Raw genomic sequence first — 15,330 nt, 5'->3', positions numbered from 1 at the left:
GCAAGAATGAACAAGTATGTAAAATACGGATTGATAGGGGTAGTGGTCATTGGTATTTTGGCCGCTGTAGTCTACTTTTTAAAGCAGAACAGTACTCCTGTAGAGCTGTATAAGACCGAAACAGCAGAACGAAAGGACATTGTAAATAAGGTTATCGTAACCGGTAAGGTGATACCTGAGGACGAGATCAATATCAAACCTCAAATTTCCGGAATTATCGATAAAATCATGTTGGAGGAAGGTGTTCGGGTAGAATCAGGGGACCTTATCGCCGTAATCAAGGTAGTTCCCAACGAGCAATCCTTGAACCAAGCGGCCGGTCGTGTGCGCAACGCAGAATTGGCATTGAACAACGCCAAATTGGAATATGATAGAAACAAAACGTTGTTCGACAAAGGTGTGATTTCCAATCAGGATTATAACAACTTGAAATTGACCTATGAGCAGGCAATGCAAGAACTCAAGAATGCCCAGGCCGATTACCAGATTATCAGAAAAGGATCTGCAGGTGGATCTTCCAGTGCCAATACCAATATTAGGGCGACAGTTTCCGGAACCATACTGGAAATTCCAGTGAAGGAAGGAGACCAGGTCATCCAAAGTAACAACTTTAACGAGGGTACTACCATTGCCACTATCGCCGATATGTCCAAAATGATCTTTGAAGGCGAGGTCGACGAGGCCGAGGTAGGCAAATTAAGCGTTGGAATGCCATTGGAAATAAGTCTTGGGGCATTGGAAGAACAAAAGTTCGATGCAAAGCTAAAATTCATCGCACCAAAGGGTGTTGAGGAAGAAGGTGCGGTACAGTTTAAGATCGAGGGCGACCTGGATGTAAAGGAAGGCGATGGCACTTCATACGTTAGGGCCGGTTACAGTGCGAATGCATCCATTGTTTTGGAAGAGAAAAAGGATGTCCTTTCCATAAAAGAGGCTTTGCTCCAGTTCGATAAGGAGACAGAAAAGCCCTATGTGGAAGTGCAGACGGGTGAAAATGAATTCGAGCGAAGGGATTTGGAACTTGGCGTCAGTGATGGTATAGATGTAGAAATTGTATCAGGTATTGGCGAAGATGATAAGATCAAGGTTTGGAACAAGCTCGAGAGCAGATCTGACGAAGATTAATCCATGCTGAATCATTTTATAAACCAAAATCAAAAAACGAATGAAAAATAGCATAACGATATTAATACTGTTGTTCGCAGTTTCTTTTTCCAATGCGCAAATGCGCAAATGGACACTTGAGGAATGTGTGGCGTATGCAGTAGAGAATAACTTGAGCGTAGAACAATTTGAATTGGATTTGGAGAATGCCAAAATAGATAAATCCGATGCACTTGGGAATTTGCTGCCCAGCCTTAACGGGTCTACTTCCGCATCGAGCAATACAGGTTTCTCCATTAACCCAACAAACAACTTGCCCACGAACAGTACGGCATTTAACGTAAACGCAGGAATAAGCTCCAATGTTACTCTTTTTGATGGGTTGAGGAACATTAACCGCCTGAACAGGGCAAAGATGAGCGCCATAGCAAGTCAGTACCGTCTGGACAATTTGAAGGATGATATTAGATTGAATGTGGCCAACGCCTATTTACAAGTGGTCTCCAATAAGGAACAATTAAAGACCTTTAGGGCGCAGTATGCCGTGACCGAACAAGATCTTAAAAGGACCAAGGAACTGGTTGAATCCGGTGTGGTCCCGAGAGGAGACCTATTGGAAATAGAGGCTACGGCAGCCAATCAGGAGCAGCAGATCATCAATGGTGAGAGCCTTGTTTTGATATCACGTGTGAATTTGGCGCAATTGCTACAGATTACGGATTATGAGAATTTCGATATCGCGGAAGAGGAATTTGATATTCCACCATCGGATATTCTTAGCAACTCACCCAAAGTGATTTTTGATAAGGCATTGAGCTTTAGGAACGACATAAAGTTCTCGGAATCCAATGTGGATCTGGCGGAACAGGATTTAAAGATAGCCAAGGGAGGATACCTGCCAACCTTGTCGGGATTCTTTCAATATGGTACAAGATATTCCGATGTGACGCAGATTCCCGATGGGAACGGTGTGCCTTACACGCCAAACTTCACCGATCAGCTCTGGATTTTTGACGGTATCAGTTATGGTGCGCAGTTGAATATCCCAATTTTCAATGGATGGAGTACACGTAATAATGTGATGCGGTCTAAAATCAGTTTGGAAAAGGCCAAATTACAATTGGAGCAAGATAAATTGGCTCTTGAAAGCACAATTCAGCAAGCCTATGTAAACGTAAATACGTTTGAAAAGGCCTATGTCGCTGCAGAAAAAACCTTGGAGGCTAGGCGTTTGTCCTACGAATACGCCAAGGAACGATACGATGTCGGATTAATGAATGCTTTCGAGTACAGTCAGGCGCAAGCTAGAGTGGAGAATGCTCAAGCCGATGCCATCCGTACCAAGTACGATTATATCTTCAGATTGAAAATTTTGGAGTTCTACTTTGGTATACCGATTTCATTAAACTAGTATCTTTGTGGCCGCTATGGCCGTAATACTAAATTTAGAAACAGCAACTACCAACTGCTCGGTGAGCATTTCAAAGGATGATAACATAATTGTCCTAAAAGAGAACAATGCTGTAAATTATTCACATTCCGAGCAATTGCACATATTTATCAAAGAAGCCTTGCAAGAGGCTTCTTTGTCATTTTCGGACCTTGATGCCGTTGCGATTAGCAAAGGGCCAGGTTCATACACGGGTCTACGTATCGGGGTCTCTTCTGCAAAAGGATTGTGTTTTTCCTTGGATTTACCATTGATTTCCGTGCCCACTTTACAGAGTATGGCACACCAGATAAAATTAAACTCAGGTGAATTGGTAATCCCTGTATTGGATGCACGGCGTATGGAGGTGTATTCCTGTGTATACGATGTCAATAATAGCGAAGTAAGAGAAACAAGGGCAGAGGTAATCAATGAGTTATCCTTTAAGGAATACGTCTCGGATAACAAGGTGTACCTCGTTGGGAGTGGTGCAGAAAAATGTAAGGTTGTCTTGCGACACCCCAATTTTATTTTTAATGAATCCGTTGTTCCTTCTGCCAAGGATATGGCTTCCATAGCATTCAAAAAATATGAATCCAAACACTTTGAGGATGTAGCTTATTTTGAGCCCTATTACCTCAAGGATTTTGTCCTTCAGCAGAAAAAAAAGAAAGCTTAATCTTCTTTCATTTGATGCATCACCCTTTGTGGGAACGGAATCTCGATTCCCGCTGCATCAAAACGTAATTTGGTCTGTTCTATCACATAAAAGTGTGCAGGCCAGAACACATCGTTATTGGCCCAAAACCGCAACGTAAGGTCTACGGAACTATCACCCAGATTACCAACATACACCTCTGGTGCCGGCTCAGTATTGATGCTTGGATTATCGGCACATATCTGAAGTAGGATTTCCTTGGCTTCCTTGATGTTGGAGCTATATCCTATGCCCACATCGATCTTATCCCTACGGGTACTTTCCATATTATAGTTTACAATGTTGCCATTGGATAATTGACCGTTGGGGATGATGGCAATCTGGTTGCCGAAGGTGCTCAGTTTGGTATTGAAAATGGAAATTTCCTTTACCGTGCCATCCACTCCTTGAGCCGATATAAAATCACCTACTTTGAACGGTTTAAAAATAAGGATGAGTACCCCTCCCGCAAAATTCGCCAAGGAACCTTGAAGAGCCAGACCAATGGCAAGACCCGCAGCACCGACAATGGCTACCAGCGAGGATGTTTTTACTCCCAGTTGGGTGATCACCAACACGAACAGCAAAGCTTTGAGGACTATGCTAATGAAACTTTGTAAAAAGGATTCAAGAGTTTCATCATAATCCTTTTTCGCGAAAAAGCGACGAACCATTTTATTGATAAAAGTAATGACCCATAGCCCAATAAAAAATATAACAATCGCTGTGATGAGGTTGGGTAAAATATCCACTGCCCATTCAACAGCTTGGTCTATGTAATCTTGATAATTTTCTAGTTCTTCCATAATGGTTTTTTAGTTTTAACAGCAACCTACAGATTATTAAAACAAAATAAAAGAATAGGTTTCTAAACAAATGTTAATGTTGGTCGGGCTATAACTGGTCCAAAACCTGCGCTGGACTTGAGACTGGTAGTTTGCAAGCTCCGTGCTGGCAAACGTAGGCCAATGTTTTTCCGGGTACCGTTCTGTTTTTCAGTAGTTCCAGACTTCCGTCTTTTTTCGAACCTACCAAGATACTATTGGGATTATATTCCTTTCCGATTTCACGTGCCATGGTTTTGAAATCATCACCAAGCACCGCAATTTCATAAAAGTTCTGGTTTTGAAAGAGAACCAAATGCAGCCAATTCGAAAAACCTTGTGCCCTTCGATCAAAATCTTTCTGAACGTTTTTCAACATCTGTTCGGATATTTTGCCATAGCCCTTATTGGGAAATAACTTATCGAATTTGAAGAGATTGATGGCCATCATGGAGTTGGAGGAGGAAATCACATTGTCGTCCACTTCGATGGTCCTTCTGATCAATGATCGATCCACATCCGAGGTATAAAAGAACATTCCGGAAGTGTCGTCCAAAAAATGTTCTATGGCATAGTCCAAAAGCCTTTTGGCCAACCTTAGCCATTGTCCATCAAAAGAAATCTCGTAGAGGGAAAAATAACCGTCGATAACGGTAGCATAGTCATCAAGGAACCCATTGATACTGCTTTTACCTTCCTTATGGTTTCGGTGCAGGGAATTATCGTCCTTGATCATTTGCTGTTGGATGAATTCGGCATTCTTTATTGCGAGATCTAAGTATTCCGGTTTGCTCAGGTAACGATAGGCATCCACTAATCCTTTAAGCATAAGGCCGTTCCAAGAGGTCAGGATTTTATCGTCCAGTCGAGGTCTGGAGCGTGTGTTCCTTTCAGTTTTAAGTATGTCAAGACTTTTCCGGATTATGTTCTTCAGCCCGGAAACTTCCAGGTTGTATTTGTCGGCTATTTCCTTATCATTTTTATCCCTGATCAGTACATAATTTCCATCTTCCCAGTGTCCGTAAGAATTAATGTTGAAATAATCCTGGAAAATCTCGTAATCCTTTCCCAACAATTGAGTGAGTTCCCCTTGAGTCCAGACGTAGTAGGCGCCTTCTTCCAACTGTCCATTTTTATCTAGGCTGTCCGCATCCAAAGAGGAGTAAAAGCCGCCACTCTTGTCCATGAGCTCTTCTTTTACAAAAGCTATGGTTTGGGAGGCAACATCCTTGTAAAGTTCATTTTTTGTTACTGCGTAGGCTTTTGCATAGAGGCTTGTCAATTGACCGTTGTCGTACAGCATTTTTTCAAAATGTGGTACATGCCATTTGATATCCACGGCATATCTGGAAAAACCTCCGCCAACATGGTCGTATATGCCCCCATAGGCCATTCGTGTAAGGGTAGTGTCCACAAATTCCATGATCTGTGGTTTATTTGTAGCTTTGGTATAGTGCAATAAAAAATCCCAATTATTGGGCATCATAAATTTTGGGGCCCGTTTATGTCCTCCCATAAAGGTGTCGAAGTGTTGTGACCAATTGTGCACTGCAGCCTCCAACTGATCCATGGAGTAACGCTCACTTTCTGTGTCGTTTTCCACAAGGTTGATTGCCTGGAGTCCATTGGCAAGATCGGTTGCATATTGGGTGACCCTTGATTTGTCTTTCCTATATAGCTCTGCCAGTTGTTCCAAAGATTTTATCCAGTTATCCCTTGGAACGTAAGTCGCACCCCAAAAGGGTCTTCCGTCGGGCAATGCGACAATGTTGAGTGGCCATCCCCCTTGTCCCGATATCATTTGGATGGCATCCATATAGATCTGGTCCACATCGGGTCGCTCTTCGCGATCGATTTTTATATTGATGAAGTTTTCGTTCATCACCTTGGCAGCCTGCTCGTCTTCAAAACATTCTTTTTCCATAACATGGCACCAATGACATGCCGCATATCCAATGCTGATCAATAGGAGTTTGTCCTCTTTCTGGGCCCTCTCCAATACTTCCGGATGCCAGGCCTCCCAGTTAACGGGGTTGTGCGCATGTTGCAATAGATAGGGACTGGTTTCGTTGATTAGGGCATTGGTATATTTATGGTTCACGTTGTCTGATTTTTGTTTGCAGCCCACGACTGCGGTTCCGAGTACTATGAAGAAAATTATTTTTTTCATCAATAGGGCAGATTGTAGCATAAAAAAATGCGTCCGGTACCGGACGCATCTTTTATTCTTTCTTTTTTTTACTGTACTTCAAAAGTGATCTTTACGTTCACTCTGTAATCATCAATTTTCCCGTCCTTTACTGTGGCACTTTGCTCATTAATGTAAATGGACCGAATGTTTTTTACGGATTTTGAGGCTTGTTCCAATGCTTTGTTTGCGGCATCCTCCCAACTTTTACTGGAATTCGCCAATACTTCAATAACTTTTAATACTGCCATGGTCAATGTTTTTTTGATTCCCCTTAATTTAACAAATTTTGATGGGAAAAAGGCAGTATAAAGCCATTAATTATCCATTGAGCGCCACAACCTCACGTATTTTTTCGCCCATCATGTTCTTGAGCATGGTCTCGATACCGTTTTTAAGGGTGAATGTTGATGATGGACACCCACTGCACGCTCCTTGAAGGATAACACTGACCGTACCGCTCTCTTCTTCATAAGACTGGAATAGAATGTTACCGCCATCACTTGCAACGGCAGGTTTTACATATTCCTCCAAAATGGCTATGATCTGTTGTGAGGTGTCGTCATAGTCGGTCTGGACTGTGTTTTGTTCCACAGTTTCCTTACTTTTTTGGATGGCTTCAGCGGTAACGACCTCTTTGCCATCGGCCAAATAATCCCTTATAAACTCGCGGAGCTGCATGTTGATTTCCTCCCAATCCGCAACTTCGTATTTGGTCACGGAAACATAATTCTCATCCATAAAAACCTCTTTTACAAAAGGAAAATGGAAGAGTTCCTTTGCCAAAGGTGAATCCTTGGCCTCGTCGATATTCTTGAACTCGTAGGTACTGGGAACAATTCTTTTGTTGGAAACAAACTTCATCACGGCAGGGTTTGGTGTTACCTCCGCATATACCGTAATAGGCTGTTTCTTTTTGACCTCTTCTTCGCTTACAACGGTTTCTCCCGCGTTGAGGTATTCCACCAATTGTTGGGCCACCTCATCCTTTACATCTTCCCATTCCACAATGTCAAAACGTTCCAAAGCCACGAAATTACTGGCTATGTAAACGGTCTTGATAAAAGGAAGATAGAATAGCTGTTGGGCCAAAGGGGAATTTTTGGCCTCGTCTATGTTTTTATATTCGTAATTGCCCTTTACCAAAAAATGATTGGTCTCGAACTTGATTATCTTGGGGTTGTTCGTAGGAACAACTGTAATGTTGTACTCTTTCATCTTGAAACTTTGATGCAAAAATACCAATAGTTGGGATGCGTAGCAAAATATTATAATAATGTACTGAGCTTTCCGTTATGTTATTGTTTTATCGTATTCAACAACCATTAGCCCCAATCGTCACATGAGACGTATCTTAACCTCGATTATCATAGCCCTGTTTTTTGGGTCCATGGCCAAGGCACAGGAAGGTATTCCCGTGTATTTTGATTACTTGGCGGACAATTATTACTTGGTTTACCCATCCATGGCAGGTATTGCGGAAGGGACCAAGATTCGTCTGACCGCTAGAAAACAGTGGTTCAATGTGGATGAGGCACCTAGTCTACAGACTTTGAACATAAATTCCAGGGTTGGTGAACGAAGTGGGATAGGGGGCATACTCTTCAATGATTCCAATGGTTATCATTCCCAAACCGGTTTTAAGGCCACCTATGCGCACCATCTGCAATTGGCAGGGGATTTTAGAACCTTGAACCAACTTTCATTTGGATTAAGTGCGGGGGTGATATTGAGCAGTTTGGACGAATCGGAATTTAGGTCGGTGATTCCCGATCCCATTGTAACAGGGGTAAAGAATACTACAAGTTATTTTAATGTTGATCTAGGTGTTTCCTATAACCTGTTCGAATTTTACGCACATGCCGCAGTTTTGAACCTATTGGGCAGTGGAAGGGACTTATATACCGCTGCTGAATTCGATAATTTGAGACGTTATCTTTTTTCTGTGGGCTATGTTTTTGGAAGGAGCACGCGAATTGAGCCATCCATTCTTTTTCAAATGACCGATTTTACAAAGGAAAAGACCGTTGACCTAAACGCCAAGGTCTATCGTGATGTAAGTTTTGGTACGGTTTGGGCGGGATTATCCTATCGTAGAAGTTTTGATGGGGCCCAATATCAGACCAATGGATCATTTGGGGAGCAGCGTCTGCAATTATTTACACCGATTATTGGGGTGAATGTCAATAGGTTCATGTTCTCGTACAATTATTCCTATCAATCTGGGGATATACGCTTCGACAATGGCGGGTTCCATCAGATCACCCTCGGTTACGATTTTGGACAAAGAGATGATGGTAAACGCTACGATTGTTATTGTCCAGCGGCCAACAATTAAAATGGCCCACCGTTTAAGGGTGGACCACTTTACACATGGTGTTCAACAGCACCTATCTATCCCAACTATAATTTTTTTTGGAAGCTTGTGCCTTTATGGCCGAGATCATGGCATTTTCTAGTTCACCGGTTTCTTGTGATGCGTTTTCGGCAATATATTTTTCCCGTTTGGCATTAAGTTCCTGGATCTTGTTTTGGATTTCCATACGTTCCGATTTTTTTTCCTGGATAAAGGCTTTTATTTCACTTTCGGATTTTCCTTTCAGCTCTTCGGGAAGGTCTTTTTCTTGAAGTTCGGAAATCAAGTCGGTATCTTCCTCAGCAGCATCTACCAAGTCCCATTTCGAATTTTTATAGAGCCTAGAACTCTTGCTTACTGCCCTTTTTACCGCAACGGCCTCTTCCATTTCAGCGGCATTGCTGTCCTGGATAAACTGCAGTTCCTTTTTTTGCCTGCCTATGGAGCCATAAGAGATATAGGTTTTGTTCAATTTGGCATTCAATTGAATAATAATATCGTCGTATGGCGTAGCAATATGAACCACTTTTCTATTATGGTCAATGGCCATATATTCCCCGCCTGTTAGCAAGGCGCCCTTTTTCCACATTCCGTTGATGCCCTGGTCGTAATTGCCGCAAAAAATAGTATTTACGATGACATCCTTTTCTTTCGCATTGGTGGCAGCATCTTTATAATCCAACTTCCCTTGGGTGAACGGTTCGTTGCCTGCAATGAAGATCATTTTTAGATCATCGGCATTTTTGCCCCAATCCAATTGCCTTAAAGAAGAATGTATCACCTGCCCGCAGTATTCCTCACCTCCATTGGTGGTCAGGGAGAAAAGCTTTTCCGAAATCTCGTCCAGATCATTGCTAAAGCCCAAAACTTGACGAATGTATCCCTCTTTGGAAGAAAGGTTGTCGTTTCCATACTCGTACAGTGCAATTTGAAGCGATGGTCGAATATCGTTGCCGCATTTGGCATAGGTAAATTCATTTACAATGTCCCATAATTGGGCCTTTGCTTGATTGATAAGACCATCCATACTGTTGCTGGTGTCCAGGAGCAAGGCTATTTTAACGAATTGTTCCTTTGGTTTTTCAACAGATGACTTTGTAATAAGTGTAGTTCTTTCTGTGGTGTTTGCGTTGAGGTCGCAACCGTAGCAGGTTCCTGTCATAAACAATAGAAGTGCAGGGCCCAAAATGTATTTTATATGTTTCATGATGCAATAATTTATAATGATGAGGTAAATGTATCGGCAACAAACAGGAATTAAAACTATGAATGAGTGATCTGTGATGTAAAATGAGTGACTGTACCGAATGAGTTCGTAAGTAAGGTGAAACAGCTTGTTTTTTCACCAAAAACGAGAGATTCCCATTTTTTAAAGTGCTTGGGAAGCAGTATGTTTACCTAAGTTATGATACGCAAGGCATACATATTATTCCTTCTGTTCGCAACGGTCTTCGGGACGTGGGCTCAGGAAGGTCCTTCGCAAGGACAGTTTGAAATCAGCGGTTCCGTAAAGGGGAAGGAAAATCGCATGCCCATATCAGGGGTGCAGGTCTCCACCGATAAGGGACAGTTCACCCGGACAGATGCACTTGGGGAGTTTAAGATAAAAGTGTCCCTTGGTGATATGTTGATCGTGGAGGGACCCGAACTGGAAACGGTCCGTTATCGTATAAAATCCCGAGAAGATGTGGATGTATTGGTGGAGGGATACCAAAGAAGAGAGACCTCCCAAAAACAAAAACGTGAAATAGCGAGTCCCGCGAATTATTTGATGAGTCACCAGCGATTTCTAGACTCCGCAAATTTTTACAAAAAGTCGAATCTCGAAAAGAGCATCGATTTTATAGCTCGTTCCATAGAGCCATTGGGCAGTTCTGGAAACAAAAGGGAGCTTTCGGCCTCGCTACGGACATTGGGGGAAATCTACATGTTCCATGAGCAGTACGATCTTGCCATCACCAATTTTAAGGATGCATTGTCCGCCCAAGAATCGAATCTAACCAAAGTTTTGTTAGGTAAAGCATATGTTCTGAACGGAAATCATGAAAGTGCGATATCCATCTTGGAACCCATGTTGGAGGTGAAAAATATGGTACCCTATCAACGAGTTGAGCTTTTTGAGGCCCTAGGTGATGCCCATAAAGCACTGACCAACCTAAAAGAGGCTCAGGATTATTACAGACAAGGATTGCTCATTGCCGAAAAAAACCAGATATCTCCCAAGGAAATAGATCTAAGCTCAAAGATAGCTGATGCCTTTGCTCTGGAAAACAGGGTCATCGAGGCGGAAGGTTTTTACCAAAACTCCTTGAACCTATCAAAAAAAGTAGCACCGGAACGACTTATTCAGGAAAGTGAGAAAGTGGCCGATTTTTATAGTCAAAAAAGCCGCTATAATGATGAGATCCAATTAAGGAAACGGAACCTGGACGAACTCCAACAATTGCCAAGGTCCGCAGTGGCTTCGGAAGGACAGGGGATAAGTACCAGGGATACCATCACTAGCCAGCGCATCAACTACAAGATAGCCAATGCCTATATTGCCCAGGATAAGCTGGACGAGGCCATACCCTACCTGGAAAGAAGTATTGTCGAGGCCGATCGGGATGATGACCTAGTGGTGCAAAAGGATGCGACCCGAAAATTATCGGAAGTGTACAAGTATAAGGGAGACTATACCAAAGCGTTGGAGTCCTATCAAGATTATGTGGCCGTGGTGGACAGCCTTTATGTCAGGAAAGAACAGGAAATATCCCGAGCTGCTCGCTTTAATAGGGAAATAGCAAATACACAGAATCGCATTTCCAGCTTGGAACAGGAACGCGAATTGAGTCAGAGCAAATACAGCTTGGCAGTTACCGAGCAGCAGTTGTACGAGGAAGCCAGTAAGCGTCAAAAGTGGATCATCTATTCCTTGGTCTTTGGTATTGCCCTAATGGCCTTGACCACATTTTTGTACTATCGAAGCAACAGGCAACAAAAATTGGCCAATAACCTTTTGGCCCTGAAGTCGCTCCGTACCCAGATGAACCCACACTTTATTTTTAATGCCCTTAATTCTGTAAACAATTTTATAGCAAAGAGCGATGAGCGGAGCGCAAACCGTTTTTTGAGCGAGTTTTCGGTGCTGATGCGCAGTGTTTTGGAAAATTCAGAAGAGGATTTTATTCCATTGGTCAAAGAGCTTGAATTATTGGAGCTATATGTGAAACTGGAGCATTCGAGGTTTTCGGACAAGTTCGATTATGAAATCGATGTGGATGGCAAAATAGATATCGATGCCTTCGAAATACCGCCAATGTTGCTTCAGCCTTATATAGAAAATGCTATCTGGCATGGGTTAAGGTATAAGGAGGACAAAGGATTTTTAAAGATCAAGGTCAAACAGCTGACAAACGATTTGCTCGAAATCTGTATCGAAGACAATGGAATTGGAAGAAAGAAATCGGCCGAATTGAAAACGGTCAATCAAAAGAAACAGAAATCCAAAGGAATGGGCAATATTCAAAAACGTATCCAGATTTTGAACGATATGTACAAAAACCGGGTCGATGTATCTATTTCCGATCTAAATACGGACCAAACGGGTACCCGGGTATCCTTAAAACTCAAAAAACAATAATGGAATTAAAAGCGGTGATCGTGGAGGATGAGGCCAATAGCCGGGAAATCCTTCGTAACTATTTGTCCAAATACTGTGAGAACGTTTCCTTGCTCGGAGAAGGTGCCACTATTGAAGAAGGTCTGCGCCAAATCAAGGAGCATGGCCCGGACCTTGTGTTCCTTGACGTGGAAATGCCATTTGGCAATGCTTTTGACCTTTTGGAACAGATTCCCGATCGAAATTTCGAGACCATTTTTGTGACAGCCTACAATCAATACGCCATGGATGCGCTGAACCATCATGCTGCCTATTACCTTATGAAGCCCATTAATATTGATGAATTGATCAAGGCGGTCGATTATGTGGCCGCTATCAAAGAAAAGGAGAATGCACTGGAAGGACAGGTATTGCAGGCAAGACCGGTCCGTGCCGAGGGTAAAATCACCTTGCCCCAGCAAGATGGGTTCCAAGTCTTGGATGTATCGGATATTTATTTCTGCAAGGCGGACGATAACTACACCGAAATTTATCTAGAGAAGAAGAAGATAGTAGTAAGCAAGACCTTAAAATATTTTGAAGAAGCCCTGCAACCCTATTCCTTTGCCCGTATCCATAAGTCATATTTGGTAAACGTTTCCGAAGTGGTGAAATACAAAAAGGGAAAAGGAGGCAGTGTTGTGCTTTCCAATGGAAAGGAACTTTCGGTTTCTGCATCCAAAAAGGCAGACCTGTTGTCATATTTTCAATAAATTGCCAGCTCAAGTTATCTGCCTTAGCGCGGCCGAAGCGCATTAGAGATAGGTTTTGTCTAAAAATAAAATTCACACCAATGATTATTAAACCCGTTAGGGGAAAATCCCCAGAAATTGGAAAAGATTGTTTTATAGCTGAAAATGCCACTATTGTGGGGGAAGTAAGCATGGGTGATCAATGCAGTGTATGGTTCAATGCGGTGATCAGGGGCGATGTACATTTTATAAAAATGGGAAACAAGGTCAATGTGCAAGATGGCGCAGTGATCCATTGTACCTATGAAAAGTCACCGACCACTATCGGTAACAATGTATCCATTGGGCATAATGCCATTGTTCACGGTTGTACCATAAAGGACAATGTGCTGGTGGGTATGGGAAGTATTATCATGGATGATTGCATAGTGGAAAGTAATTCGATTATTGCCGCCGGAGCTGTAGTGACCAAAGGAACCCATGTAGAGGCAGGTAGTATCTATGCAGGCATGCCCGCAAAGAAAATCAAGGATATCAGCCCGGAACTCTCCAAAGGTGAGATAGACCGCATTGCCAACAATTATGTGAAATATTCCAGTTGGTTTAAAGGGGAGTAACGATTTTGCATCCAGAAGTCCTACATTCCAACTATCCAAAAATCAAAGAATCCATCAGATAATATTCCCTATTTTTGTCCCACTCAAAAAACTCGACAACTATGAACGCATATATTTTTCCAGGACAAGGAGCACAATTTGTAGGTATGGGGCTGGACCTTTATGAAAATCACTCCGAAGCACAGGAACTTTTTGAAAGGGCCAATGATATACTTGGGTTTTCCATTACCGATATTATGTTCGAAGGAACAGCCGAAGACCTAAAAGAAACCAAGGTGACACAACCCGCCATTTTTTTGCATTCGGTGATTTTGAGCAAGGTGTTGGGAGATAGTTTTAAGCCAGATATGGTAGCGGGACATTCTTTAGGGGAATTCTCGGCACTGGTGGCCAACGGCGCTTTAAATTTTGAGGATGGATTAAAATTGGTCTCACAACGAGCACTTGCCATGCAAAAGGCATGCGAGCTGCAACCAAGTACTATGGCGGCTGTTTTGGGATTGGAAGATGAGGTGGTGGAAAAGATTTGTTTCGAAGTGGAGGGAATCGTTGTTCCGGCAAACTACAACTGTCCTGGGCAATTGGTGATTTCCGGTGAAGTGGACGCTGTGAACATCGCCTGTGAAAAAATGAAGGAAGCAGGAGCCAAAAGAGCTTTGCTGTTACCTGTTGGGGGTGCTTTTCACTCCCCGTTAATGGAACCTGCAAGAGAGGAGTTGGCAGCTGCCATCGAGTCCACTCAATTTAATGCACCAAGTTGTCCCATTTATCAAAATGTGACCACCACTGCAGTGTCCGATGCAGAGGAAATCAAAAAGAATTTGATCCTACAATTGACAGCTCCGGTAAAGTGGACCCAGAGCGTGCAACAAATGGTGAAGGACGGAGCTGCATCCTTTGTGGAAGTAGGGCCTGGAAAGGTGTTGCAGGGCTTGGTGAAAAAAATCCATCGCGAAGCCGAAACCAGTTCAGCCATAGTTTCGTAGTTAAGGAAAACAGTTTATCCGAATAAATAGAGATTTAAACTAAATAGGCAAGGATGTTCCTTGCCTTTTTTGTAATATTGGTAGCTCCCAAATCGCCAACCTACATTTAGCTTTTAAACAAACTGAAACTGATAGTACTGGTGATGTCGACCTTATTCAAAAATCCCTCAGATACATCGCGAACCCTTGTAGGACGCGGACACATTTTCTTTGTTCTTTTCTTTCTTTTTGGGATTGGATTCGGATTTGGGCAAGATCAAATCAGCATCGGCGATGTGACCCTTTCGGAGGGCGATGGCGGCACCACGGACTTCATATTTACGGTAAGCGTTGACGGCGGCGGAAATGCCGCCGCGGACATAGATTTTGATGTGAACACCTCTGACGGCACCGCGACCACTGCGGATGGCGACTACGTTGCCATAACGGGCGGCAGCGGTACGATCACCTCTGGCACTCCCAGCACGACTGTCACGGTCACCGTCAACGGGGACACGTCGGTTGAACTGGACGAGGACTTCAATGTGGTTATCAGCAACCCGGTGAACGCGACTATCACGGATGACACTGGAGTGGGCACGATCACCAACGACGACGTTGCCCTGGATGCGATCAGCATCGGCGATGTGACCCTTTCGGAGGGCGATGGCGGCACCACGGACTTCATATTTACGGTAAGCGTTGACGGCGGCGGAAATGCCGCCGCGGACATAGATTTTGATGTGAACACCTCTGACGGCACCGCGACCACAGCGGACGGCGACTACGTTGCCATAACGGGCGGCAGCGGTACGATC

General features: G+C 43.2%; 14 protein-coding genes. 9 read left to right on the top strand and 5 right to left on the bottom strand.

Going from position 1 to position 15,330, the window contains the following annotated elements; translation table 11 throughout:
* Positions 1 to 6 precede the first annotated feature (6 nt).
* From PY091_RS09635 to tsaB, 3 genes are read left to right on the top strand one after another with little or no spacing between them, the layout of a single operon-like run.
* Complete coding sequence (locus PY091_RS09635; protein WP_275649457.1) at positions 7 to 1,125, top strand: efflux RND transporter periplasmic adaptor subunit; 1,119 nt, start codon at positions 7 to 9, stop codon at positions 1,123 to 1,125.
* 40 nt (positions 1,126 to 1,165) lie between these two features.
* A complete protein-coding gene (locus PY091_RS09630; RefSeq protein WP_275649456.1) occupies positions 1,166 to 2,515 on the top strand; it encodes a TolC family protein in 1,350 nt (449 codons plus the stop codon).
* A gap of 16 nt (positions 2,516 to 2,531) precedes the next feature.
* Positions 2,532 to 3,212, top strand: a complete 681-nt coding sequence (gene tsaB / locus PY091_RS09625) for a tRNA (adenosine(37)-N6)-threonylcarbamoyltransferase complex dimerization subunit type 1 TsaB (protein WP_275649455.1) — start codon at positions 2,532 to 2,534, stop codon at positions 3,210 to 3,212.
* Here the strand turns inward: tsaB and PY091_RS09620 are convergent.
* The 4 genes from PY091_RS09620 to PY091_RS09605 form a co-directional block, all read right to left on the bottom strand.
* A complete protein-coding gene (locus tag PY091_RS09620; protein WP_275649454.1) occupies positions 3,209 to 4,036 on the bottom strand; it encodes a mechanosensitive ion channel family protein in 828 nt (275 codons plus the stop codon). The two genes, tsaB and PY091_RS09620, sit on opposite strands and share 4 nt — an antisense overlap.
* An 88-nt stretch (positions 4,037 to 4,124) precedes the next feature.
* A complete protein-coding gene (locus tag PY091_RS09615) occupies positions 4,125 to 6,224 on the bottom strand; it encodes a thioredoxin domain-containing protein (protein ID WP_275649453.1) in 2,100 nt (699 codons plus the stop codon).
* A gap of 68 nt (positions 6,225 to 6,292) precedes the next feature.
* Positions 6,293 to 6,493 carry a dodecin family protein gene (locus tag PY091_RS09610; protein WP_275649452.1) on the bottom strand — a complete coding sequence of 67 codons (201 nt, stop codon included), beginning with the start codon at positions 6,491 to 6,493 and terminating at the stop codon, positions 6,293 to 6,295.
* A gap of 70 nt (positions 6,494 to 6,563) precedes the next feature.
* Positions 6,564 to 7,460 carry a NifU family protein gene (locus PY091_RS09605; protein WP_275649451.1) on the bottom strand — a complete coding sequence of 299 codons (897 nt, stop codon included), beginning with the start codon at positions 7,458 to 7,460 and terminating at the stop codon, positions 6,564 to 6,566.
* Positions 7,461 to 7,584: 124 nt separating this feature from the next.
* Here PY091_RS09605 and PY091_RS09600 point away from each other — a divergent pair, with 124 nt between their 5' ends.
* A complete protein-coding gene (locus PY091_RS09600) occupies positions 7,585 to 8,580 on the top strand; it encodes a PorP/SprF family type IX secretion system membrane protein (RefSeq protein ID WP_275649450.1) in 996 nt (331 codons plus the stop codon).
* Positions 8,581 to 8,632: 52 nt separating this feature from the next.
* Here the strand turns inward: PY091_RS09600 and PY091_RS09595 are convergent, their stop codons facing one another.
* Positions 8,633 to 9,805 (bottom strand): vWA domain-containing protein, encoded by a 1,173-nt coding sequence (locus PY091_RS09595; RefSeq protein ID WP_275649449.1) that lies wholly within the window; start codon positions 9,803 to 9,805, stop codon positions 8,633 to 8,635.
* A gap of 198 nt (positions 9,806 to 10,003) precedes the next feature.
* Here PY091_RS09595 and PY091_RS09590 point away from each other — a divergent pair, with 198 nt between their 5' ends.
* The 5 genes from PY091_RS09590 to PY091_RS09570 all read left to right on the top strand — a co-directional run.
* Positions 10,004 to 12,220: a tetratricopeptide repeat-containing sensor histidine kinase gene (locus PY091_RS09590; RefSeq protein ID WP_275649448.1), complete on the top strand. Its 2,217-nt coding sequence runs from the start codon at positions 10,004 to 10,006 to the stop codon at positions 12,218 to 12,220.
* The gene (locus PY091_RS09585) at positions 12,220 to 12,951 is read left to right on the top strand and encodes a LytR/AlgR family response regulator transcription factor (RefSeq protein WP_275649447.1); all 732 of its coding nucleotides are present in this window, start codon (positions 12,220 to 12,222) and stop codon (positions 12,949 to 12,951) included. The genes PY091_RS09590 and PY091_RS09585 overlap by 1 nt, the downstream gene beginning before the upstream one ends.
* Before the next feature lie 80 nt (positions 12,952 to 13,031).
* Positions 13,032 to 13,547: a gamma carbonic anhydrase family protein gene (locus tag PY091_RS09580; RefSeq protein WP_275649446.1), complete on the top strand. Its 516-nt coding sequence runs from the start codon at positions 13,032 to 13,034 to the stop codon at positions 13,545 to 13,547.
* 101 nt (positions 13,548 to 13,648) lie between these two features.
* The gene (gene fabD, locus PY091_RS09575; RefSeq protein ID WP_275649445.1) at positions 13,649 to 14,533 is read left to right on the top strand and encodes an ACP S-malonyltransferase; all 885 of its coding nucleotides are present in this window, start codon (positions 13,649 to 13,651) and stop codon (positions 14,531 to 14,533) included.
* Between the two features lie 143 nt (positions 14,534 to 14,676).
* Positions 14,677 to 15,330 (top strand): Calx-beta domain-containing protein (locus PY091_RS09570; protein ID WP_275649444.1); only part of this gene is annotated, 654 nt, incomplete at its 3' end.

This window comes from Flagellimonas okinawensis (genome assembly GCF_029194005.1).
GTDB lineage: Bacteria > Bacteroidota > Bacteroidia > Flavobacteriales > Flavobacteriaceae > Flagellimonas > Flagellimonas okinawensis.
This window is presented reverse-complemented; position numbering and strand designations above follow the sequence as displayed.